Here is a 22,061-nt window from a genome sequence, read left to right as displayed (position 1 = left end):
AGTGCTACCTGGTTCCATACCGGGTGCAGAGTGGTTGCCATGGGTGACCGGTAGGATGATCTCCAACTGACCTACGGAGAGTTACCCCCTTTGACTTCGTTCATCGAGCTAGGCGTCCCGGCCGTTCTGACCGGCGCCCTCGCCGAACTCGGCATCACCACACCGTTCCCGATCCAGGCGGCCACGCTGCCGGACTCGCTCGCCGGGCGCGATCTGCTCGGGCGTGGGCGGACCGGATCCGGGAAGACGTACGCGTTCGTGCTGCCCGTCGTCGCGCGTCTGGCTGTCAGCCGGAAGCCGCGCCGCGCCGGCCGTCCACGTGCCCTCATCCTCGCGCCGACGCGGGAACTGGCCACCCAGATCGAGGCCGCCCTGCGCCCGCTCGCCGAGGCGATGGGGCTCAACACCCTGACCGTCTTCGGTGGCGTCGGGGCCAACCCGCAGATCGCCGCACTGCGCAAGGGTGTCGACATCCTCGTCGCCTGCCCGGGCCGGCTCGACGATCACATCCGCAACAACCACGCGTCGCTCGACGCCGTCGAGATCACCGTGCTCGACGAGGCCGACCACATGGCCGACCTGGGCTTCCTGCCGGTCGTCAAGCGGCTCCTGGGGCAGACCCCGGCCGGTGGCCAGCGCCTGCTCTTCTCGGCCACCCTGGACAACGGGATCGACGTCCTGGTCCGGCAGTTCCTGCGCAAACCGGTCACGCACCACGTGGACTCGGCCGCGCAGGCGCCCATCGAGATGGATCACCACGTGCTGCACGTACAGCACGACGACCGGTTCCCGGTCCTGGTGGAACTGCTCGCCGCGCCCGGGCGCTCGGTCGTGTTCACCCGGACCAAGCGGCGGGCCAAGGTACTCACCCGGCAGCTGATCCAGGCCGGGGTGCCCGCCGTCGAACTGCACGGCAACCTGGCGCAGAACGCGCGGAACCGGAACCTGTCGGCCTTCTCCGACGGCACCGCGGAAACGCTCGTCGCGACCGACATCGCGGCCCGCGGCATCCACGTGGACGACGTCACCCTCGTGGTGCACGCCGACCCGCCCGTGGAGCACAAGGCCTACCTGCACCGGTCCGGGCGGACAGCTCGGGCGGGTGCGCGAGGCACCGTCATCACCCTGATGACCGACGATCAACAGGCTGACGTACGGGATCTGACGCGCAAGGCCGGGATCCGGCCGATGACGCGGCGGGCCCGGCCCGGGGACGCGCTGCTGGCGGAACTCGCGCCCGGGGAGCGGACGTTCGTCGCGCCGTCACCGGTCGTGGCGGCGCCCGAGTCGTCCGGGGACGGTACGGGCCGATCCACCTCGCGCCGCCGTCGCGGCGGTGGCGGCGGGGCCGAGCCGGCCGCCGGGGGAACCCGTGGTGGCGGGGCCGCTGGTGGGACCCGCACCGCTGGGGCCGCTGGTGGGACCCGGGGTGCCGGAGCCGCTGGTGGAAGCCGGGGCGCCGGGGCTTCCCGGGGGGCCGCGGCCGCCGGGGGTGGTCGGCCCAAGGCTGACAAACCGGCCTCGTCCGGTCGTCGCCGTCCCGCCGCGGACGGCAGTGGCTCGGCGCGGACGGCCTCGCCGGCTCCGCGCAACGGTGGCGGCACGCCCCGATCGGGGCAGTCCCGGTCCGGGACGCCGCAGCCTCGTCCCGCCGGTGGCGGGGGCGGCGCGGCCGCGTTCTCGGCTCGGGCCGGCGGGCGCCGGTCCGGTCGCTGATCCACGATTTCCGAGGAGCGCTCCCGGGTTTCCCGGGGGCGCTCCTCGCTTTTCAGGACCGCGAGCACCCTGGGGTGCCGATTCCGCGTCCGCGTCCCGCAGAGGCCGGCTCAGACCCCTTGACGCCCCTCCCGAGATGACGCCGGGACGTCAGCCGGCGTTCAGGGCTGTCTCACGGCCCTCGACACAACCCTCAGCACCAGCCGGGACCCGCACCCGGCGGGCGACCGTGCCCGGCGGCGAGGCGGGCCGCGGTCGGCGGGTCAGCCACGGGCCGGCCGGGGCGGGGTCAGCGGGCGGGGCGGGCGGTGTCGGCCTCGGGGACGCGGACCGAGATCTCGTCGCCCAGGAGGAAGCCGGCGTTGAGCTCCAGTTCGTCGCCCGACCAGAAGCGGCCCGGGTCGTACCAGTTGGCTTTCCGGTTGTGCGGCAGCAGCCCCATGTCCTCATACGTGACCGCGACCACCTCCGCGCAGTACGCCTTCTCCAGGGTCACGTCGGACGCCTCGGACGGCTTCCACGGCGGCCGGATCTGCGGGACCCGGCCGCGGGCCCAGCGCCACGCGAGCTGGGAGGTGGACGGGAACGGGGTGCCGTCGAGACGGGCGACCGTTTTGAGCGCTTTGTCCTCCATGGCGCGGGTCGCACCCGGTTCCAGCTGGCGCAGCCAGCCGCGCTGGCCGTAGCGCCGGGCCCAGACGGTGACCGCGTCGCGCAGGTCGTGCAGCTGGACGCCGCGCTGGAACGTGCCGGACCACATGTCGGGCAGGGACCGGCCCAGTTCGGCGTGCCACATGAGGGGTGGCATGTCCTCGATCACCAGGGACATCCCGACATGGTTCACCGGGCTGTTGGTGAGGGTCTGAATGGCACGGTCCGGGCCGGAACGACCGCGGAAGATCCAGATGTCACCCGTACGGGTCAGTTCGATGGCCTCGTCGAGGCTGATGTCGGCAACCACGTGTCTATTCTCAGCAGATGCGGTGGTGGAAGGTAGCGGGACTGGCGGGGCTGGCGGGAGTCGCGGCGACCGGGGTGGTGATCGCGCGCGCCGAACGCAAGCGCCGGGCATACACCCCGGACGAGATCCGGGACAGGTTGCACAACCGGGTGGCCGAGGCGGCCAACCCGCCCGAATAGCCTCTCATTCGGCGAGATCCGTGTCTCGCAGGAGAGACCACAGGCCGGCGCCGTCCGGCGCGGCGAACCACGTCTTGCCGCCGGACGGCACGGCCTCGGGTGTCTCGGTCGGGCCGGGCACGGCGCCGGCCAGCACCGCCTGGGTGGGCGAGAGCCGGCGGATGGCGACGGCGGCCACGTTCTCCGGGTGCTCGCGGGCGAACTCGGAGTAGATCTCCTGGTCGTGCTGGCCGTCGTCGCCGACCAGCAGCCATTTGATCTCCGGGAACTCCTGGGCCAGGCGGCGCAGCGAGTTGCGCTTGTGTTCCTGGCCGCTGCGGAACCACCGGTCCGGCGTGGGACCCCAGTCGGTGAGCAGGATCGGGCCGGCCGGGTAGAGGTGCCGGCTGAGGAACCGGGTCAGGGTGGGCGCGACGTTCCACGCCCCGGTGGAGAGATAGATCACCGGGGTGCCCGGGTTGGCGTTGATCAGCCGCTCGTAGAGCACCGCCATGCCGGGCACGGCCATGCGCGCGTGCTCGTCGAGAACGAACGTGTTCCACGCGGCGAGCAGCGGCCGGGGCAGCGCGGTGACCATCACGGTGTCGTCGATGTCGGAGATCAGGCCGAACTTGACGGCCGGGTCGATCACCCGGATCGGCGCGTCGACCGGGGCGGCGCCCTCGCAGTGCAGCCGGACGCTGGCCCAGCCGGGCTCCAGATCGCCCTTGACGCGACAGTCCACGTACCCGCTGCGGTCGGTCCTCGTCTCGGTGACGCTGCCGCCGACCTCGATGCGCACGACCGCGTTGCTGACCGGGGTGGTGGTGAAGCTGCGCCAGCCGCGCAGTTTCTCCCGCTTGCGGCGGACCAGTCGTGGACGGGAGAGCAGCACCCGGGCCATCACCCGGGCCCAGCCGGGCGCGCCGTAGCCGGTATAGGCCGTGATGTACGGCTTCCAGCCCCGGTTGCGCAGGTTGCGCTCGATGACCTGGTGAACGGCGTCCTCGACCAGGGCCGCCCGATGCATCCGGGTCATGGCCTTGGACGTCTCCGCCGGTGTTACCGCCACCATCTCCTCCTCGCCGTTCCGGTCCCGCCGCCCCGCCGCGCCAAACGTTACCGGGCCGGTACGACAAGCCGCTCACGAACGTGAGCCGGGTCCAGGATGGACATCACGCCGCAGCCGGGAATTCGGCCGTCGTCCATTGATCGGCCCACCACTGCTGGTCGGCCTGTTCGGGCACGTCCACCCGCAGCGGCGCGGCCATCGCCTCGGCCCGCAGACCGGCCAGGGTCTCGCCGGCCGCCTCCATGCCGCGCCAGGCCGCCCGCTCCCGGTCGACGGCGTCGCGCCAGACGGCCATCCGGTGTGCGCGGGCGGCCTGGGCGAGCACGGCCTCCTGCTGGACCGGGTGCAGCCGCGGATTCCAGCCGCGGTGCGCGAAGACGTCGTTGAGCATGTCGATGGAGAGGTCCTGGGAGCGGCACAGTTCGCTGGCCGCGCGGTGCAGGTACCGCTGGCGGTCGACGTTCTCGCCGGGCTTGCGGCGCCGGCTCATCAGTGGATAGGCACCGGCCGACGCGATGCGGCGACAGGCCAGATCGGCTTTCTCGTACGAGATCCAGGCCTCGTCGACGGCCGACTGGGCCGATTCCCACTCGGTGCGGCGCCGTTCGGCCGCGACGGCGGCCTGCGCGGCGGCGACGGCCACCTCGTCGGCGTACCGCTGCCGCTCGGCCGCGTCGGGCGTCGGCTCGGTCAGCACGCGGGGAATCGAGACGGTCGCGGCGGCGACGGCGAGGAGCAGCACGATGATCAGCCAGATCGCGACGGCTTGCGGGATGGAACTCAGGAAGGCGGAATCCACGGAACACCCCCAGGGCAGCGAGACGGGAAGAGCGAGCTGACGGGTGGAGAGGAGGGGTCAGCGGGTGGGGGGTGCGCGGGAGTCGCCGGCGGCCGGGACGACACCGTGCAGAACCGGGGCCGGGAGGGCCACCGGCGGCGCCGGCTCGGTGTGCGACGGCCACTGCTCGAGGGTGACCTCGGCGACCTCGACGGTCTCGGCGACGCTGGTGACCTCGGTCACGGCGACGGTGACGGCGGCGGCCGGCGGGACCGGCTCGGCGGCGGCCACGGGACCGGACAGGCGCAGGGTGACCGCGAGGGCCAGAAGGGCCAGGCTGGTCAGGAACCGCAGCAGGCGTCGACCGTCCCACGGACGGTCCGCACCATGCGCCACAGCGGTCACACCGGTCAACCTACCGGGGCGCAGGTCAACGCGCACCGGTGGACGCGGTTACGGCCACCGGATGGAGGTCACACGCGGTCACCCGGACGAGGGACCATGGGTGTCATGGACTTCGAGGTGGTCGAGCAGGTGGCCCGGCTGGACGGGTGGCTGGGCGAGGGCGGCGTGGTGGTGCTGAGCGGCGCGGGCCTGTCCACCGACTCCGGCATCCCCGATTACCGGGGGCCGTCCGGTTCGGCCCGGCGCAACACTCCGATGACGTATCAGACGTTCACCGGCGACCCGGTGGCCCGGCGGCGTTACTGGGCCCGCAGCCACCTCGGCTGGCGCACGATCGGCCGGGCCGCTCCGAACGACGGGCACCGGGCCGTGGCCCGCTGGCAGGAGCGGGGGCTGCTGCACGGGCTGATCACGCAGAACGTGGACGGGCTGCACCAGGCGGCGGGCGCCCGCGACGTGGTCGAGCTGCACGGCAACCTGGCCCGGATCACCTGCCTGGACTGTGGCGGGCTGAGCGGCCGGGCCGATCTGGAGCACCGGCTGACCGCGGCCAACCCGGACTTCAGCGCGGTCGCGTCGGCGGTGAACGCGGACGGTGACGTCGAGCTGGACGACGCCGAGCTGGACGGCTTCGCGGTGGTGGACTGCCTGTCGTGCGGCGGGACGCTGAAGCCGGACGTGGTGTATTTCGGCGAGACCGTTCCGGCCGACCGGGTGTCCCGCGCGTTCGAGCTGGTCGCGGGCGCGCGCACGCTGCTCGTCCTGGGTTCCTCGCTGACCGTCATGTCGGGTCGCCGGTTCGTGTTGCGGGCGGTCAAGCAGGGCGTCCGGGTGGCGATCGTGAACCGTGGCGTGACGCGCGGGGAGCCGTACGCGGACCTGTTGATCGATGCCCCGCTCGGGGTCGTTCTTCCGAATCTTGCCCGTGAGACCGAAACGTACCGATTGTTGCGTCAGTAAACGAACCCGGCTTCCCCTGGTTACCGGAATGAAACCTAAATAGATCTCGGCCCCATTGACGTGACTGCGCTCACTGCGGTTGACTGCCGAAACCGGTCCCGAAACCGGTTCCGAACCTCCGGCGCAACCAGCCGGAAACAAAAATCTCGGAGGAGCTGTGCCGATCACCATCGCCGACGTGGCGGCTCGGGCCAAGGTCAGCAAGACGACCGTGTCCCGGGTTCTCAACGGCAAGGGTGAGCTGGACGAGTCGACCGCCGCCCGGGTCCGGGCCGTGATCGACGAGCTCGGCTACGTCCCCAGTGCCCGCGCGGTCAACCTGGCCCGCGGCCGCACCCGGGTGATCGGCATGCTGGTGCCCTCACTCACCTGGCCCTGGATGGGCGAGGTGCTGCAGGGCGCGGTCGACGTGCTGGAGGCCGAGGAGTACGGCCTGCTGCTGTTCACCTTCAACCGGGGCGACGACTCGATGCGCCAGTTCGCCGCGCAGGTCGCCGCCAAGTCGTTCGACGGCCTGCTGGCGATCGAGCCGGAGGGCACGCTCAGCTACCTCGCGACCCTGCACAGCCGGGGCCTGCCGATGGTGCTGATCGACGACCGGGACCAGATCTCCGGCGGCCAGATCCCGACCGTCGGCACCACCAACCACAGCGGAGCGGCCGACGCCGCCCGGCACCTGCTGGGGATCGGGCGCCACAAGCCGCTCGTCATCACCGGCCCGTCCCGGTTCGGCTGCACCGTGCAGCGCACCGACGGCTTCTCCTCGGTCTTCGCCGAGGCCGGCCACCCCATCCCGGACACCTACGTGCTTCCCGGCGACTTCACCGTCGCCTGCGGCGCCGACGGGGTCAAGCAGGCGATCGCCGGCGGCCTCGACTTCGACGCCGTCTTCTGCCACAACGACCTCTCGGCCTTCGGCGCCGTGCAGGCCATCCAGGACGCCGGCCGGCGGGTGCCGGAGGACGTCGCGGTGGTCGGCTTCGACGACATCCCGATGGCCGCGCACCACCAGCCGGCCCTGTCCACAGTGCATCAGCCGATGCGCGAGATGGGCGAGGCCGCGGCCCGCACCCTGCTCGCCCACTTCGAGGGAACCGCGCTCCCGAACCGGCCGACGGTGATCCCGGCGACGTTCACGGCGCGGGCCTCCACTCAGCCTTAGCACCCACAAGCACCACAGCTCGACCGGCCACCGGGCCGGTCGTGCGACCCCGCGCGCCTCGGGGCCGGCTGCCGCCGGTCACGCGATGCCGCACGCCCTCTGGGCACCCCTCTCACCCGAAATCCCAATCGAGGAGATTCTCCGATGCAGAGAAGGAAGCTGTTCGCGGTCGCCCTGGCCGGCGTGCTCGCCACGGGCGGCCTGGCCGCGTGCGGTGACTCGCCGAACGCCAACAAGGACGCGAGTAACAGCAAGGGCACCGACTTCCTGTCGATCGGCATGCCGAACGGCACGGTCAGCGAGAACAACAACCCGTTCATCGGTACGTCGGCCGGTGCCTCGCTGGGTTACCGCTGGACCATCTACGAGCCCCTCGGCATGTGGAACAACGTCAAGCCGGCCGACCCGGCCAAGCCGTGGCTGGCCAGCGACATCAAGTGGTCGACGGACTACAAGCAGCTCGACGTGACCATCCGCGACAACGCGACCTGGTCGGACGGGCAGAAGCTGACCGCCGACGACGTCGTGTACACGTTCAACCTGATCAAGTCGAACGACGCGCTGAACATCTTCGCGCTCCCGATCGACCAGGTCACCGCGGCCGGCAGCAAGGTGACCATCACCTTCAAGTCGTCGCAGTTCACCACGTGGCACAAGGTCATCAGCCAGATCCCGATCGTCCCCAAGCACCTCTGGGAGAAGATCTCGGACCCGGCCACCGACCCGATCAAGGCGCCGATCGGCTCGGGCCCGTACACCCTCAAGACGTTCAGCCAGCAGGGCATCGTCCTTGAGCGTCGGGAGAGCGGTTACTGGCAGGACAAGCCGGCCATCAAGGAACTTCGGTACACGTCGTACACCGACAACAACGCGCAGACCACCGCGCTGGCCACCGGCCAGGCCGAGTGGAGCTTCGTGTTCATCCCGAACTACCAGCAGACCTTCGTCGCCAAGGACCCGGAGCACTTCAAGGTCTGGGCGCCGGGCGTGCTGGGCATCCACGGTCTCTACATCAACACCACCGTGGCGCCGTTCGACGACCCGAAGCTGCGCCAGGCGATGAACAAGGTCATCAACCGGACCGACATCTTCAACCAGGCCGAGGCCGGTTACTTCCACCCGGAGCTGAAGAGCGTCACGGGTCTGCCGGAGGGCGCCGGTGACGCGTTCATCACCGACGCCTACAAGGGACAGACGCTCGCGGTCGACGTCGAGGGCGCCAAGAAGATCCTCACCGACGCCGGCTACAAGCTGGACGGCACGACGCTGAAGGACAAGGCCGGCAAGCCGGTCACCATCAAGCTGAGCGACCCGGCGCCGTGGTCGGACTACCAGACCACGCTCGAGATCATCAAGAGCAACCTGGCCGAGATCGGTATCGCGGCCACGGTCGAGAAGCCGAACCAGAACGTCTGGGACCAGAACGTGCAGAAGGGCGACTTCGGCGCCGTCATGCGCTGGACCAACGGTGGCTCGACGCCGTTCGACATCTACCAGACGGTGATGGACGGCGACCTGCTCAAGCCGATCGGCACCGCCGCCCAGCAGGGCAACTTCGGCCGCTTCAAGAGCCCGGAGGCGACCGCCGCGCTCAAGGCCTACGCCAACGCGACGAGCGACGCCGACCGTACCGCCGCCCTGGCCACGATCCAGAAGATCTTCGTGGAGCAGGCCCCGATGCTGCCCGTCGGCTCGGACAACGTCGGTGGCGCGTACAGCACCAAGAACTGGGTCGGCTGGCCGTCCGAGGCCGACCAGTACGCCCCGATGCAGCCCACCCAGTCCGGCGCGCTCGACGTGATCATGCACCTCAAGCCCGCCAACTCCTGATCGCCTGAAAGCGGGCGCCCCGGTTCTCCCCGGGGCGCCCGCGCTCCCCTGTTCGCTGCTTTGTAAGGAACCCGGCATGACGTCGATCCCCGACGCGAAAGCGCCGGCCGGCGAGGTGGTGCTTGAGGCGATCGGCCTGACCAAGCACTTCCCCGTCCGCCGGAAGCTGCGCGACCTCTTCTCCAACCGGAAGGATGCGGTGCACGCCGTCGATGACGTGCATCTGACCCTTCGACGCGGAAAGGTGGTGGCCCTGGTCGGCGAGTCCGGCTCGGGCAAGTCCACGATCGCCCGGCTGCTCGCCCAGCTCTATCCCCGCACCGACGGGGACATCCGGCTGCACGGCGAGACGACCAGGGTCAAGGGAGGGGCGGCGTTCCGCCGATACTGCTCCCAGGTCCAGATGATCTTCCAGGACCCGTTCGCGTCGCTGAACCCGACGCACACCATCCGGTACCACCTCACCCGGTCGTTGAAGATCCACGACAACGCCGGGAAGACCGCCGAGGACCTGGAGCGGTCCCTGAACGAACTGCTCGAACGGGTGCAGCTGACCCCGCCGGAGCGCTACCTCGACAAGTTCCCGCACGAGCTCTCCGGAGGCCAGCGCCAGCGCGTGGCCATCGCCCGGGCGCTCGGCGCGCAGCCCGAGGCACTGCTGGCCGACGAGCCGGTGTCCATGCTGGACGTCTCGATCCGCCTGGGCGTGCTGAACCTGCTGCGCGACCTGCGGGACCGGCTCAACCTGGCGATCCTCTACATCACCCACGACATCGCGTCGGCCCGCTACTTCGCCGACGAGACGATGGTCATGTACGCCGGCCGGATGGTCGAGGGCGGCGACAGTGAGACCGTGACGCAGTCGCCGGCTCACCCGTACACGAAATTGCTCATCGACTCGGCGCCGGACCCGGACCGCCTGGTCGGCGACGCCGCCGCTGTTCATAAAAGTGATGGTGAGCCGCCGAGCCTGATCAACCCGCCGTCCGGCTGCCGGTTCCACCCGCGCTGCCCGGTCGCGATGGACCGCTGCCGCACCGACCTGCCGGTGCCCCTGGAGATCGGCGACGCGCCCGGCCACTGGGCGGCGTGCTGGCTGTACGACAGCAATGAGGTGGCCAAGTGAAGTACCTGCTGCAGCGCATCGCGTTCTACCTGTTCACCGCCTGGGCCGCGATCACGCTGAACTTCTTCATCCCGCGTCTGATCCCGGGCGACCCGGTGCAGGCCCTGATCACCAAGTACCAGGGTCAGCTCAGCAGCCAGGCCATCGACTCGCTGTACGTCCTGTTCGGCCTGGACAAGAACAAGAGTGTCTGGCAGGAGTACCTGGACTACTGGAACCAGCTGTTCCACGGCGACCTGGGCCTGTCCTTCACGTTCTTCCCGACCCCGGTCTCCGAGATCATCTCCAGCGCCCTCCCGTGGACGCTGCTGCTGGTCGGTATCACCACGATCATCAGCTTCTTCCTCGGCACCGGCCTGGGTGTGCTGGCCGGTTGGCGGCGCGGCTCGTGGGCCGACGGCCTGCTGCCGGTGACCACGTTCCTCTCCTCGGTGCCGTACTTCTGGCTCGGGATCATCGCGATCTACCTGCTGACCGGGCCGGACAGTTTCTTCCCGTCGTCCGGCGGCTTCGACAACGGCCTGGTGCCGGCGTTCGACCAGTACTTCCTCCCGAGCGCGCTGCGGCACAGCCTGCTCCCGGCCCTGACCATCCTGATCTCCTCGGTCAGCGGCTGGATCCTGAGCATGCGCAACATGATGGTGACCGTGGCCAGCGAGGACTACATCACCGTGGCGCACGCCAAGGGGCTCTCGGATCGGCGGGTGGCGCTGAGCTACGCGGCCCGCAACGCGCTGCTGCCGAACGTGTCCGGCTTCGCGCTGTCGCTCGGCTTCATCGTCGGCGGCACGCTGCTGGTGGAGATCGTCTTCTCCTACCCGGGCATCGGCTTCCAGCTCTTCCAGGCGCTGGGCGCGCAGGACTACCCGCTGATGCAGGGCGTCTTCCTGATCATCACGATCTCGGTGCTGGTGGCGAACCTGATCGCGGACGTGGCGTACCTGCTCCTCGACCCGCGTACCCGCAAGGAGGGCTGAACCGATGACCATTCCCACGTCGAGCATCGAGCAGGTCATCCCCGGCCAGGGCTCGATGGCACAGCCGGAGACCGCCAAGAAGGCCAAGCGCCAGCGGTTCCGCTTCATCAGCAACAAAAAGGCGGCCACCGGCCTGGTCCTGCTCGGTATCTACCTGCTCTTCGCGATCATCGGGCCGTGGGTCGCCCCGTACGACCCCGACGCGCGCAGCAACGCCCTGGTCCAGGGTCCGTCGGCCGACCACTGGCTCGGCACCACCCACCTCGGCCAGGACGTCTTCAGCCAGCTGCTGATCGGCACCCGCAGCGTGATGTTCGTCGGCTTCTTCGCCGGCACCATCGCCACCGTGCTCTCGGTGCTGATCGGCGTGACCGCGGGCTACCTGGGCGGCAAGACCGACGAGGGCCTGTCCGCGCTCTCCAACGTCTTCCTGGTCATCCCCGCGCTGCCGCTGATCATCATCATCACGTCCACTCTGGAGAACGCCGAGGACTGGCTGATCGCCCTGGTCATCGGCCTGACCTCGTGGTCCTGGAACGCCCGGGTGCTGCGCGCGCAGACCCTGTCGCTGCGCCGCCGGGACTTCGTCGACGCGTCCCGGGCCACCGGTGAGAAGACGTGGCGGGTCATCGTCTTCGAGCTGATGCCGAACCTGACCGCGGTCATCGCGTCCGGCTTCGTCGGCACGGTCATCTTCGCCGTGCTCTCCGAGATCACCCTGGCCTTCATCGGCGTCACCTCGGCCAACACCTGGAACTGGGGCACCATCCTGTTCTGGGCCCAGGGTCAGCAGGCACTGGCTCAGGAGGCGTGGTGGTGGTTCATCCCGGCCGGCCTGGCCATCGCGCTGCTGGGCACCGCCCTCTCGCTGATCAACTTCGGCATCGACGAGTTCGTCAGCCCGCGTCTGCGCAGCGCCGGAAAAACCAAGATCAAAACAATTGACGGACGTACGGTCCGGATGCGCATCGGCTTCACGCCCGTGCTGAGCAATTCCCCGGAACCACACACCCGCGCCACGACCGTGCCGACCCCTGTGATCAAGAAGGAGGTGGCCCAGTGAACGAGCCGGTTCTGGAGATCAAGAACCTCAACGTCGAGTACGGTCTGGGCGACCAGGCGGTCCGCGCCGTCCGCGACGTGAACCTGACCCTGCACCGCGGTGAGGTGCTGGGCCTGGCCGGCGAGAGCGGCTCGGGCAAGTCGACGCTGGCCTACGGGCTGACCCGGCTGCTCCCGCCGCCCGGCGTGATCACCGGCGGGCAGGTCACGTACCACCCGGAGAACGGCGACCCGTACGACATCCTCAGCCTCTCCGACCGGGAGCTGCAGGCGTTCCGCTGGGCCGAGACGGCGATCGTGTTCCAGGGCGCGATGAACTCGCTCAACCCCGTGCACAAGATCTCCACCCAGCTCACCGACGTTCTCAAGGCCCACAAGCCGGAGATGTCGGAGGCCGCCCGCAACGCCCGGGCCCGGGAGATGCTCAAGCTGGTCGGGATCGCCGCCGACCGGATGGAGGCGTACCCGCACCAGCTCTCCGGCGGCATGCGCCAGCGCGTGATGATCGGCATGGCGCTGATCCTGCAGCCGCAGGTCGTGATCATGGACGAGCCGACGACCGCGCTCGACGTGGTCATGCAGCGGCAGATCCTCGGCCAGCTGATCGAGCTGCGCGAGCGACTGGGCTTCTCGGTCATCTTCATCACGCACGACCTGTCGCTGCTGGTCGAGTTCTCGAACCGGATCGCCATCATGTACGGCGGCCGGATCGTCGAGGAGGCACCGGCGGCGGCGATCTACAAGGACTCGCTGCACCCGTACTCGAAAGGTCTGCTGGGGTCCTTCCCGGCTCTTCGCGGACCTCGTCGTGAACTGACCGGCATCCCGGGCTCCCCGCCCGACCTCAAGGGGATGCCGAGCGGATGCTCGTTCCACCCGCGCTGCGCGAAGGCGTTCGAGCCCTGCTCCGGGCACATCCCGGTGCTCGGCCGCCCGGGGACGCCGGACGGGCCGACCCGGTCGGTGGCCTGCTGGCTGCACCCGACCGAACAGCCCGTCGGATGAGACAGGCGGCCGGCCCCCTGCCGTCGGGGCCGGCCGCCATTCTTCTTTTCACCATGGGGGACATCTCGTGACATTCACCTGGGGCGTCGCCACCTCGGCCTACCAGATCGAGGGCGCCGCCGCCGAGGACGGGCGCACACCGTCCATCTGGGACACGTTCGCGCACGACGTCGTCGGCGAGCACGGCGACGTGGCCTGCGACCACTACCACCGGATGCCGGACGACGTGCGCCTGATCAAGAGCCTGGGCGTGGACGCGTACCGGTTCTCGGTCTCCTGGCCGCGGGTACAGCCGGGCGGGCGCGGGCCGGCCAACGAGGCCGGTCTGGACTTCTACGACCGGCTCGTGGACGAGCTGCTCGGCAACGGGATCACGCCGTGGCTGACTCTCTACCACTGGGATCTGCCGCAGGAGCTGGAGGACGCCGGCGGCTGGCCGAACCGGGACACCGCCTACCGGTTCGCCGACTTCTCCGGCATCGTGGCCGACCGTCTGCGGGATCGCGTCAAGAACTGGCAGACCCTGAACGAGCCGTGGTGTGCCGCCTACCTGGGCTATCAGCACGGGGTACACGCACCCGGGCGCCGCGACCTCCAGGCCGCCCTGGACACGACCCACCACCTGCTGCTGGCGCACGGGCTGGCCGCCTCGGTCGTGAAGAAGCCGGACAACTCGGTCGGCATCGCGCTGAACATCGGCACGGCAACGCCCCACACCGACGACCCGCTGGACATCGCCGCGGCCCGGCGCGCGGACGGCAACGTGACCCGGATCTTCCTCGATCCCCTGGTGCACGGCCACTACCCCGAGGACGTCCTGGCCGATCTCGCCGCTCAGGGCCACACCCTGCCGATCCAGGACGGCGACCTGGTGATCATCAACCAGCGGCCCGACGTCCTCGGCGTCAACTTCTACTTCGGACAGGACTTCGCCGGGCGCGACGAGCACGGCAACACCCACGACGAGCACGGCCGCCCGATCGTCCGGGAGATCCAGCCCGACGTGCCCAAGACCGCGATGGACTGGCCGATCACCCCGGACCGGTTCACCACGCTGCTGCTGCGCCTGCACCACGACTACGGGGTGCCGCTGGCCGTGACCGAGAACGGCGCGGTCTACGACGACGTGCCCAACGCGGACGGGTTCGTGGCCGACGAGGAGCGGACGGCGTACCTTCGCGATCACGTCGAGGCGACCCTCGCGGCCCGGGCCCGGGGTGCCGACGTACGCGGATATTTTGCCTGGTCCTTGATGGACAACTTTGAATGGGCGGAAGGTTATCGGCGGCGGTTCGGCCTGGTCGCGGTCGATTACGAGACCCAGCGGCGCACGCCTAAACAGAGTGCGCTGTGGTTCCGGGACCGCATACGCTCCGGCGCGTGAGCGAATATCTGACCGTCAACCGCGCCAACTGGGACGAGCGCGCGCCCGCCCACGCCGCATCGCCGGACTACCGCGTGGCCCGCTTCGCCGAGGACCCCGAGTTCCTCAGCGACGTGGTCCGATTCGACCTCCCGCTGCTCGGCGACATCGCCGGGCAGCGGGCCGTGCACCTGCAGTGCCACATCGGCACCGACACCGTCTCGCTGTCCCGGCTCGGCGCGAAACTGACCGGACTGGACTTCTCCGGCGAATCCCTCAAGCAGGCCCGGATCGTCGCGGAGAACGCCGGCGCCGACATCCCGTTCGTGCAGAGCGACGTCTACGACGCCCGGGCCGCCCTCGACGGCGAGTTCGACCTGGTCTACACCGGCATCGGAGCGCTCGGCTGGCTGCCCGACATCGCGCGCTGGGCCTCGACCGTGGCGTCGCTGCTGGCGCCCGGCGGGCGGCTGTTCATCCGCGAGGGTCACCCGATCCTCTGGTCCCTCGAATACGAGCGCACCGACGACGTGATCGCGCTCTCCGAGCCGTACTTCGAGCACGCCGAACCGCAACGCTACGACGAGCCCGGCACCTACGTGGCGACCGACCACGAGTTCAAGCACACGGCCACGCTCGAATGGAACCACGCGCTCAGCGAGATCGTCACCGCCGTCCTGAACTCCGGACTGACCCTGACCGGGCTCGTCGAACACCGGAGCGTGCCGTGGAACGCGCTGCCCGGCCGCATGCGCCAGATCGACAACGGGGAATGGCAGCTGGCCGAGCGCCCCGAGCGCCTGCCGCACACCTACACCCTTCAAGCCCGAAAACCGATTTAGACGTACGGCGTCAGCGGCCGCCCCCACGCCCTCGTGGAAGGGGGTGGCTCATGGCCGTACGCGCACATGCTCTTGATCGGTTTTGACCTGATCGCGACCGGAGCGCTTGGCCTGGTAGAGCAGGTCGTCGGCGCGCAGCAGGGCGTCCTTGCGATCCTCGCCCGGCCGGATCTCGGTCACGCCGATGCTGGTGGTGACCGTGAGCCCGGCCGCGATCGCGTCCCAGGCGTGACCGGCGATCGCGGCGCGCAGGGCCTCGCAGTGGGCGCTCGCCTCCGCACCGGCGGCCGGGAAGACCAGCAGGAACTCCTCGCCACCGTGCCGGCCGGCGAACCCCGGCACCGCGCCCAGCAGCACCGCGACCTGCCGCAGAACCTCGTCGCCGACCGCGTGCGAGAACGAGTCGTTGACCCGCTTGAAATGGTCCAGGTCGAGCAGCGCCACCGCCACCGGACCACCCGTGGCCAGCGCGTCGGTCAACTCCACGTCACAGCGGCGGCGGTTGCCCAGACCGGTCAGCGGATCGCGCTCGGCCACGTCCCAGGCCTGCTCCAGGGCGAACTGGGCGTGCGCGAACCGGGCCGCGACCGCGCTCTGCCGCGTGCGCCGCGCCTCCCACGCCTCGTGGAACTCGCACATCGTCCGGTACGCGGCCTCGAAGTCCCCGGCGTCGGCGTGACACGCGGCCAGCGCACGCAGCGCCTCGGCGTCGGTCTCCAACCGGTCCCGCTCGGACGCCAACTCCCGCACCCGCTGCAACGTCCGCACCGCGCCCGCGAAATCGCCCTGCCGGCGCTCGATCTCGGCCAGCGTCAACATCGCGGCCGGAGTCGCGTCCGAGTCCGTGGCCGGCGCGTTCTCGATCGCGTCGACGATCACCTGCTCGGCCTCCTCCGGGCGGCCGATCTCCAGCAGCACCCGGGCCACCGTGTCCGCGCACGAACAGTTCAGCGACTGACCCGCCGACGCCGCCAGAACCCGCATCCGGTCGACCATCGCCCCGGCCGTCACCAGATCGCCACCCACGTAGGCGCACCACGCCCAGTTGTTCAGATTTGCGATCTCCAGCGTGGCCTCGCCCGACGCCTCGGCCTCGACCTGCGCGGCCGCGAACTCGTCGGACAGGAACGAACCCAGCCGCTCGTCGTTCACCAGCACGGCCAGAATGATCGCGTGATCGGCGCGGATGGCCGGCGGATCCTCCGGGCGCAACATGAGCATCGACCGCAACGAATGCCGGACCGCGGTCGCGCTGTCCCCGATCCGCCACAGACCGCCCGCGATGACCGCCTGCGCATGCGCCCGGACCAGGTGATCGTCGCTGGCGTCGAGCAGGGTCCGGGCCGTCGCGACCGCCTCCGGCACCCGGCCGTTCCGGTTGTCCAACTCGGCCCGGACCAGACGGGTCAGATCGGCGCTGCGCGAATCCCCGGCCGCCTCGGCCGCCACGATCAACGCCTCGGCCCGGCCGGCCAGCCCGTCGTGCGACCTGTACGTGTCCACGACCAGGCGCTCGACCTCGGCGAGCAGGCTTGATTGCGGCGGTGACGGCACGTCGCGTCCCATCGCCACGGCGGGTTCGCAGTTTAGGGAACTGACCCGTTCGGGTATCTGCCGCGCATCCCCGGTTCCCCCCGGCTTAGGAGGCTCTCGATGCGCGCAGGCGCTGTCATCATCGTCATCTGGCTCTTGCTCGGACTTGTCGCGTCTTACCAGCGCGGCTACTTCAAGGACACCGGCGACACGAGTTGCGCGGAGGCCGGCACGGTGATCGTTACTACGGTGGCCGGCCCGCTGAACTGGCTCGGGGTCAACCCGAAGATCAAGTGCGAGGTGCCGCCGCCGTCGAAGTGATCCGGATTTGAGCCCGGGCCTTTTCGGCTCGGGCTTCATTTTCGGGGTTGAGCTGGAGCGCGCTCCAGGTCCTAGCGTCCTGGTCATGGAGCTTCGTAACTTCGGACGACTCGGGCAGATCAGCGCACTCACCCTGGGCGGCGGCGGCATCGGCGGTGTCTGGGGCACGACCGACCGGCGCGAGGCGGTGGCCACCGTGCACGCCGCCCTCGACGCCGGCATCACGATGCTGGACCTGGCACCGGCCTACGGCACCGACTTCGAGGCCGAACGGGTGGCCGGCGACGCTCTTCGCACGTCCGGACCGGACGTCATGATCACCTCGAAGGTCGGCCTGCCGGACGACGACGAGCGCAACTTTGCGACCCGCATCCGGCGCAGCCTCACCGCCAGCCTGAACCGGATCGGCCGCGACCACCTCGACCTCTTCCTGCTGCACACCCAGATCCGTACCGCCGTCCCGGCCCGCGAGACCATCGGCTGGGACGAATATCACGAAGCCGCGGCCGAATTCGAACGGCTGCGCGACGAAGGCCTGATCCGCGCCTGGGGCATCACCGCGGTCGGCCACCCGGACCGGGTCATCGCCGCCCTCGGCGACACCCCCCGCCCGGATGCCGCCCAGGTCGTCGTCAACGCGCTCGATCTGCAGGCCGACTGGTACTTCCCGGGCGTCCGGCCGCAGAGCGACGACATCGTCCGCGCCGCGAACGACCACGACGTCCGGGTCATGGGCATCCGCGCGGTCGCGGCCGGAGCCCTGACCGGCGGCATCGATCGCACGACGGACCCGTCCGCGCCGATCGCCGCCGACTTCACCCGCGCCGAACCGTTCCGGAAGCTGGCCTCGGAGTGGGGCACCTCCCCGGCGGCGCTGGCCCACCGATGGGCCCTGTCCGTACCCGGCGTCGCCACCGTGGTCCTCGGCGTGAAGAACCGCACCGAACTGGCCGAATGCCTGGCCGCCGAGGCCGCCGGTCCGCTCTCTCCGTCCGAGATGGACGCGATCTGGGCCCTGCGGACCGCCCTGGCGCCCCTTCTCAGCGAACCCAGGGCGGACTGATCACCGAGCCGTCCGGGAGGGTGGCCTCCAGCCCGACGCTGGTGGTCACCCAGGCCTCGGCGTCCTCGTCGCTCTCGATCCCGAACTCCGCACCCACCGGCACCCGCAGCACGTCCCCCGGCCCCATCTCCTCGACGACCCCGTCCAGGTAGACCTGGATCCGGCCGCTGAGCAGCAGGAAGACCTCCTCCCGGCCCACCCGGTGCCGCACTCCCGCGGTCCCGCCGGCGATCTCCAACCGCCAGGCACAGAGCTCCTGGCTGCCGCTGGACGGCGCCACATACGAATGAAAGACCGAACCGTGCAGACGATGCGAAACCGCATCCCCTGACCGAAGAACCGACATCTTTCCTCCCTCACTTTGGTCAAGCAGATTGACCAAATAGTCAAGCAACTTGACCGCCATGTCAAACTCCTTCTGTGCGACGTGATCTCCTGGACCTGCCGGTACTCCTCCTGGGCGCCGCATCCGCCCTGGTCGAGGGCATCAACGAACGGGTCCGCGCCCGCGGTTTCCCCGACATGCGCCCGGCCCACGGCTTCGCCTTCGTCCGCCTGGCCCCGGACGGCGCCACCGTCATCGAACTGGCCGAACACCTGGGCGTCACCAAGCAGGCGGCCAGCCAGATGGCCGACGAACTGGTCCGCAAGGGCTACGTCGAACGCCGCCCCCACCCCACGGACGCCCGGGCCCGCCTCCTCACCCTGACCGACCGCGGCAGGGCCTGCACCCGAGCCGCCGACGAGGCCGCCACCGAGGTACTTCTCCCCTGGGCCGATGCGCTCGGCCCGGCCCACCTCGCCACCGTCCGCTCCGCCCTCGCCCACCTCACAGTCCCCGGCCGAATCCGCCCAACCTGGTAACCCACCAGCCCGCCACAGCCCCCAGCACCAGCCAACCGCCGCCAGCTGGCGCTCAGGGCTCTTCCCAAGGCCAAACCCAGCCCCCAGCACCAGCTGACCGGCTTCAGCTGGCACTGAGGGCTCTTCCCGCGGCCGGACACAGCCCCCAGCACCAGCTGACCGGCTTCAGCTGGCACTCAGGGCTCTTCCCGCGGCCGGACACAGCACTCAGCGCCAGCTGGGCGGCTTCGGCTGGTGCTGAGGGCTGCTTTCGGGGGTGGGGACAGCACTCAGCACCAGCTGGGGTGGAATGCGAACCGCCCGCCGGGAGGATCCCCCGACGGGCGGTAACGGTGCAGGGCGGTCAGTCGCGTTCGATGTGGTGGCCGATCAGCTGCGGGCCCATGATCACCGCAGCGCCGGAACCGTCACGGCGCGCGTCCGGCTCGGGCAGTTCCACCGGGTCACCGGTGGAACTGGCGCCGACCGGCCGCGGCCCGACCCAGGCCACGACCAGTTCGGTTTCGCCCTTGAGGAACCGCTGCACCCGTACCCCTCCGGTCGCCCGGCCCTTGGCCGGGTACGACGCGAACGGTGACACCTTCACCTGGGTGCCGGTCGATGTGACCACCATCGGCTCGCCGTGGGACGCGTCGGCCGTGTTCACCACGTTGAACGAGATGACCGAGGCCTCGGCCGTGAGGTTCACCCCGGCCATGCCGCCACCCTTGAGTCCTTGCGGCCGGACCAGTTTGGCCGGGAACCGCAGCAGGCTCGCGTCGGACGTGACGAACACCAGCGATTCGGCGCCGTCGACGAGCCACGTCGCCTGCAGGACCTCGTCACCCTCCTTGAGGGTGATCACCTCGAATTCGTCGGACCGGACCGGCCACTCGGGCGCGCAGACCTTGACCACGCCCTGCCGGGTGCCGAGCGCGAGGCCCGGGGAGTCACCGGCGGTGAGGGGCGCGAGCCCGACAACCTTTTCCCCCTTCTCCAGGGGGACCAGTTCGGACGCCGACATCCCGCCGCGCAGTGACACCGTGCCGGACGACTCGGGCAGCACCGGCAGCGGCAGCACGTCGGTCTTGAACGCCCGGCCACGGTTGGTGACCAGCAGGATCCGCCCGCGGGCGGTGGCGTGGATGATCGCGCGGACCGCGTCGTGCTTGACCCGTCCGCTGCGTTTGCGCGCCTCGGCCGACTCCTCGCTCTCGGCCGCGGTGCGGGCGATCAGCCCGGTGGCGGACAGGATGATCTGGCACGGGTCGTCGGCCACCTCGAGCGGGCCGGCCGGCGCGGACGCGGCCAGCACCTCCTTGAGGTCGCCGTCGATCAGCGTGGTCTGCCGGCGCCGGGAGAACTCGCTGGTCACCTCGGCCAGTTCGTCGGAGACGACCTGCTTGAGCACGTCCTCGTTGTCGAGGATGCGGCTCAGCTCGGCGATCTCGTTGCGCAGCCGTTCCTGTTCGGTCTCCAGCTCGATCCGGTCGAAGCGGGTGAGCCGGCGCAGCGGCGTGTCCAGGATGTAGGTCGCCTGGATGTCGCTGAGCCCGAACTCGCTCATCAGGGAGGCCTTGGCCGCCCCGGCGTCGTCGCTGGCCCGGATGATGGCGACCACCCGGTCGATGTCGATCAGGGCGATGAGCAGGCCGTCGACGAGGTGCAGGCGGTCCTGACGCTTGGTCCGCCGGTATTCGGTACGGCGGGTGACGACGTCGTACCGATGCTGGACGAAGACTTCGAGCAGCGCCTTGAGGCCCAGCGTGCGCGGGTGTCCGTCGACCAGGACCAGGTTGTTGATGCCGAACGAGCTCTCCAGCGGGGTCAGCCGGTAGAGGTCGGCCAGCAGGGCCTGCGGGTTGACGCCGACCTTGCACTCGATGACCAGGCGGGTGCCGTGCTCACGGTCGGTGAGGTCCTTGACGTCGGCGATGCCGGTCAGTCGCGCCGCCTGCCGCTGCCCACGCTTCGGACCCGACGTGATCAGCTTGCCCTTGACCTCGTCGGTGATCGCTTCGATGATTTTTTCGGTGCCGATCCCGTACGGCAATTCGGTCACCGTGATCGCCTGCCGCCCGCGTCCACCTTCGAGGAGCCCGGTCTGCGCGCGGGCACGGATGCGCACGACGCCACGGCCGGTCTCGTACGCCCGCCGGACCTCGTCGAGGCCGAGCAGCTGCCCACCGGTGGGCAGGTCCGGCCCGGGAACGAAGCGCATCAGCTCGTCGAGGTCGGCCTCGGGGTTGGTGATCAGGTGCCGGGCGGCCGCGACGACCTCGCCCAGGTTGTGCGGGATCATGTTGGTGGCCATGCCCACGGCGATCCCGGACGTGCCGTTGACCAGCAGGTTCGGGAAGGCGGCGGGCAGCACCTTGGGTTCGAGGTCGGAGCCGTCGTAGGTGGGCTTGAAGTCGACCGTGCCCTCGCCCAGCTCGCCGACGAGCAGCATCGCCTCGCGGGACATCCGGGCCTCGGTGTACCGCGCGGCGGCCGGGCCGTCGTCCGGCGAACCGAAGTTGCCGTGGCCGTCGATCAGCGGCGTGTTCAGCGAGAAGTCCTGCGCGAGGCGGACCAGGGCGTCGTAGATCGCGACGTCGCCGTGCGGGTGGTATTTACCCATCACGTCGCCGACGACGCGGGCCGACTTCACGTAGGCCCGGTCGGGCCGGTGCCCCTGCTCGGACATCGACCAGAGGATGCGCCGGTGGACCGGCTTGAGGCCGTCCCGGGCGTCCGGCAGGGCCCGCGAGTGGATCACCGAATACGCGTACTCCAGGTAGGAGTCCTCGACCTCGGTGGTCAGCGGGTTGTCGATGACGTTGGCGCCGGCCTGGTCGAACGCGGAAAGGTCGACGCGGTTCTCGGTTTTGCGGCGTGCCAT

Annotated in this window: 21 protein-coding genes; 14 read left to right on the top strand and 7 right to left on the bottom strand. The window is 70.1% G+C overall.

The annotated features are described in order from the left end of the window. The first annotated feature begins 90 nt into the window (after positions 1 to 90). Entirely contained in the window at positions 91 to 1,716 is a 1,626-nt protein-coding gene (locus ACSHV8_RS50220) for a DEAD/DEAH box helicase (RefSeq protein WP_436527572.1), read from the top strand. A 289-nt stretch (positions 1,717 to 2,005) separates the two neighbouring features. On the opposite strand, the gene ACSHV8_RS50215 is transcribed toward ACSHV8_RS50220, so the two are convergent. Next, the gene (locus ACSHV8_RS50215; protein WP_436527571.1) at positions 2,006 to 2,677 is read right to left on the bottom strand and encodes a hypothetical protein; all 672 of its coding nucleotides are present in this window, start codon (positions 2,675 to 2,677) and stop codon (positions 2,006 to 2,008) included. A gap of 17 nt (positions 2,678 to 2,694) precedes the next feature. Here ACSHV8_RS50215 and ACSHV8_RS50210 point away from each other — a divergent pair, with 17 nt between their 5' ends. Further along, positions 2,695 to 2,856, top strand: coding sequence for a hypothetical protein (locus tag ACSHV8_RS50210; RefSeq protein WP_436527570.1), 162 nt, complete (start codon positions 2,695 to 2,697; stop codon positions 2,854 to 2,856). A 4-nt stretch (positions 2,857 to 2,860) separates the two neighbouring features. Here the strand turns inward: ACSHV8_RS50210 and ACSHV8_RS50205 are convergent, their stop codons facing one another. From ACSHV8_RS50205 to ACSHV8_RS50195, 3 genes are all read right to left on the bottom strand, one after another. Next, on the bottom strand, positions 2,861 to 3,910 hold the full coding sequence (locus ACSHV8_RS50205) for an App1 family protein (protein ID WP_436527569.1): 1,050 nt from the start codon (positions 3,908 to 3,910) through the stop codon (positions 2,861 to 2,863). Positions 3,911 to 4,010: 100 nt separating this feature from the next. Continuing rightward, positions 4,011 to 4,706, bottom strand: coding sequence for a hypothetical protein (locus ACSHV8_RS50200; RefSeq protein ID WP_436527568.1), 696 nt, complete (start codon positions 4,704 to 4,706; stop codon positions 4,011 to 4,013). 57 nt (positions 4,707 to 4,763) lie between these two features. Further along, entirely contained in the window at positions 4,764 to 5,090 is a 327-nt protein-coding gene (locus tag ACSHV8_RS50195; RefSeq protein ID WP_436527567.1) for a hypothetical protein, read from the bottom strand. A 105-nt stretch (positions 5,091 to 5,195) separates the two neighbouring features. On the opposite strand from ACSHV8_RS50195, the gene ACSHV8_RS50190 reads away from it, so the two are divergent. The 9 genes from ACSHV8_RS50190 to ACSHV8_RS50150 all read left to right on the top strand — a co-directional run bounded on the left by ACSHV8_RS50190 (position 5,196) and on the right by ACSHV8_RS50150 (position 15,417). Beyond that, complete coding sequence (locus tag ACSHV8_RS50190) at positions 5,196 to 6,050, top strand: NAD-dependent protein deacetylase (protein ID WP_436527566.1); 855 nt, start codon at positions 5,196 to 5,198, stop codon at positions 6,048 to 6,050. Between the two features lie 157 nt (positions 6,051 to 6,207). Beyond that, complete coding sequence (locus ACSHV8_RS50185; RefSeq protein WP_436527565.1) at positions 6,208 to 7,212, top strand: LacI family DNA-binding transcriptional regulator; 1,005 nt, start codon at positions 6,208 to 6,210, stop codon at positions 7,210 to 7,212. Positions 7,213 to 7,356: 144 nt separating this feature from the next. Continuing rightward, positions 7,357 to 9,042, top strand: coding sequence for an ABC transporter substrate-binding protein (locus ACSHV8_RS50180; protein WP_436527564.1), 1,686 nt, complete (start codon positions 7,357 to 7,359; stop codon positions 9,040 to 9,042). Positions 9,043 to 9,118: 76 nt separating this feature from the next. Next, positions 9,119 to 10,168: an ABC transporter ATP-binding protein gene (locus ACSHV8_RS50175; RefSeq protein ID WP_436527563.1), complete on the top strand. Its 1,050-nt coding sequence runs from the start codon at positions 9,119 to 9,121 to the stop codon at positions 10,166 to 10,168. After that, complete coding sequence (locus ACSHV8_RS50170) at positions 10,165 to 11,145, top strand: ABC transporter permease (RefSeq protein WP_436527562.1); 981 nt, start codon at positions 10,165 to 10,167, stop codon at positions 11,143 to 11,145. Before ACSHV8_RS50175 ends, ACSHV8_RS50170 begins: the two co-directional genes overlap by 4 nt. A 4-nt stretch (positions 11,146 to 11,149) precedes the next feature. Next, complete coding sequence (locus tag ACSHV8_RS50165) at positions 11,150 to 12,208, top strand: ABC transporter permease (RefSeq protein WP_436527561.1); 1,059 nt, start codon at positions 11,150 to 11,152, stop codon at positions 12,206 to 12,208. Next, a complete protein-coding gene (locus ACSHV8_RS50160) occupies positions 12,205 to 13,212 on the top strand; it encodes an ABC transporter ATP-binding protein (RefSeq protein WP_436527560.1) in 1,008 nt (335 codons plus the stop codon). The genes ACSHV8_RS50165 and ACSHV8_RS50160 overlap by 4 nt, the downstream gene beginning before the upstream one ends. Before the next feature lie 67 nt (positions 13,213 to 13,279). Next, positions 13,280 to 14,596: a GH1 family beta-glucosidase gene (locus tag ACSHV8_RS50155; protein ID WP_436527559.1), complete on the top strand. Its 1,317-nt coding sequence runs from the start codon at positions 13,280 to 13,282 to the stop codon at positions 14,594 to 14,596. Continuing rightward, complete coding sequence (locus ACSHV8_RS50150) at positions 14,593 to 15,417, top strand: class I SAM-dependent methyltransferase (RefSeq protein ID WP_436527558.1); 825 nt, start codon at positions 14,593 to 14,595, stop codon at positions 15,415 to 15,417. The genes ACSHV8_RS50155 and ACSHV8_RS50150 overlap by 4 nt, the downstream gene beginning before the upstream one ends. A 48-nt stretch (positions 15,418 to 15,465) precedes the next feature. On the opposite strand, the gene ACSHV8_RS50145 is transcribed toward ACSHV8_RS50150, so the two are convergent. Next, the gene (locus ACSHV8_RS50145; protein WP_436537332.1) at positions 15,466 to 16,983 is read right to left on the bottom strand and encodes a diguanylate cyclase; all 1,518 of its coding nucleotides are present in this window, start codon (positions 16,981 to 16,983) and stop codon (positions 15,466 to 15,468) included. 87 nt (positions 16,984 to 17,070) lie between these two features. Between ACSHV8_RS50145 and ACSHV8_RS50140 the strand changes: the two genes are divergently transcribed. Beyond that, positions 17,071 to 17,271, top strand: coding sequence for a hypothetical protein (locus ACSHV8_RS50140; protein WP_436527557.1), 201 nt, complete (start codon positions 17,071 to 17,073; stop codon positions 17,269 to 17,271). 85 nt (positions 17,272 to 17,356) lie between these two features. Next, a complete protein-coding gene (locus ACSHV8_RS50135) occupies positions 17,357 to 18,334 on the top strand; it encodes an aldo/keto reductase (protein WP_436527556.1) in 978 nt (325 codons plus the stop codon). On the opposite strand, the gene ACSHV8_RS50130 is transcribed toward ACSHV8_RS50135, so the two are convergent. Further along, the gene (locus tag ACSHV8_RS50130; RefSeq protein WP_436527555.1) at positions 18,312 to 18,614 is read right to left on the bottom strand and encodes a cupin domain-containing protein; all 303 of its coding nucleotides are present in this window, start codon (positions 18,612 to 18,614) and stop codon (positions 18,312 to 18,314) included. The two genes, ACSHV8_RS50135 and ACSHV8_RS50130, sit on opposite strands and share 23 nt — an antisense overlap. A gap of 140 nt (positions 18,615 to 18,754) precedes the next feature. On the opposite strand from ACSHV8_RS50130, the gene ACSHV8_RS50125 reads away from it, so the two are divergent. Further along, entirely contained in the window at positions 18,755 to 19,198 is a 444-nt protein-coding gene (locus ACSHV8_RS50125) for a MarR family winged helix-turn-helix transcriptional regulator (RefSeq protein ID WP_436527554.1), read from the top strand. A 343-nt stretch (positions 19,199 to 19,541) separates the two neighbouring features. Here ACSHV8_RS50125 and ACSHV8_RS50120 read toward each other — a convergent pair whose 3' ends face one another. Continuing rightward, entirely contained in the window at positions 19,542 to 22,061 is a 2,520-nt protein-coding gene (locus ACSHV8_RS50120) for a DNA gyrase/topoisomerase IV subunit A (RefSeq protein ID WP_436527553.1), read from the bottom strand.

This window comes from Actinoplanes sp. HUAS TT8 (assembly GCF_051380535.1).
Taxonomy (GTDB): Bacteria; Actinomycetota; Actinomycetes; order Mycobacteriales; family Micromonosporaceae; genus Actinoplanes.
Note: the sequence above shows the minus strand (reverse complement) of the source record. Positions and strands in the feature narration are given on the sequence as shown.

Excerpts from the sequence above, each read along its gene's own strand:
- ACSHV8_RS50210 (WP_436527570.1), top strand. The coding sequence starts at position 2,695 with ATGCGGTGGTGGAAGGTAGCGGGACTGGCGGGGCTGGCGGGAGTCGCG.
- ACSHV8_RS50205 (WP_436527569.1), bottom strand. The coding sequence starts at position 3,910 with ATGGTGGCGGTAACACCGGCGGAGACGTCCAAGGCCATGACCCGGATG.
- ACSHV8_RS50190 (WP_436527566.1), top strand. The coding sequence starts at position 5,196 with ATGGACTTCGAGGTGGTCGAGCAGGTGGCCCGGCTGGACGGGTGGCTG.
- ACSHV8_RS50180 (WP_436527564.1), top strand. The coding sequence starts at position 7,357 with ATGCAGAGAAGGAAGCTGTTCGCGGTCGCCCTGGCCGGCGTGCTCGCC.
- ACSHV8_RS50175 (WP_436527563.1), top strand. The coding sequence starts at position 9,119 with ATGACGTCGATCCCCGACGCGAAAGCGCCGGCCGGCGAGGTGGTGCTT.
- ACSHV8_RS50165 (WP_436527561.1), top strand. The coding sequence starts at position 11,150 with ATGACCATTCCCACGTCGAGCATCGAGCAGGTCATCCCCGGCCAGGGC.
- ACSHV8_RS50145 (WP_436537332.1), bottom strand. The coding sequence starts at position 16,983 with ATGGGACGCGACGTGCCGTCACCGCCGCAATCAAGCCTGCTCGCCGAG.
- ACSHV8_RS50140 (WP_436527557.1), top strand. The coding sequence starts at position 17,071 with ATGCGCGCAGGCGCTGTCATCATCGTCATCTGGCTCTTGCTCGGACTT.
- ACSHV8_RS50135 (WP_436527556.1), top strand. The coding sequence starts at position 17,357 with ATGGAGCTTCGTAACTTCGGACGACTCGGGCAGATCAGCGCACTCACC.
- ACSHV8_RS50120 (WP_436527553.1), bottom strand. The coding sequence starts at position 22,061 with ATGGCACGCCGCAAAACCGAGAACCGCGTCGACCTTTCCGCGTTCGAC.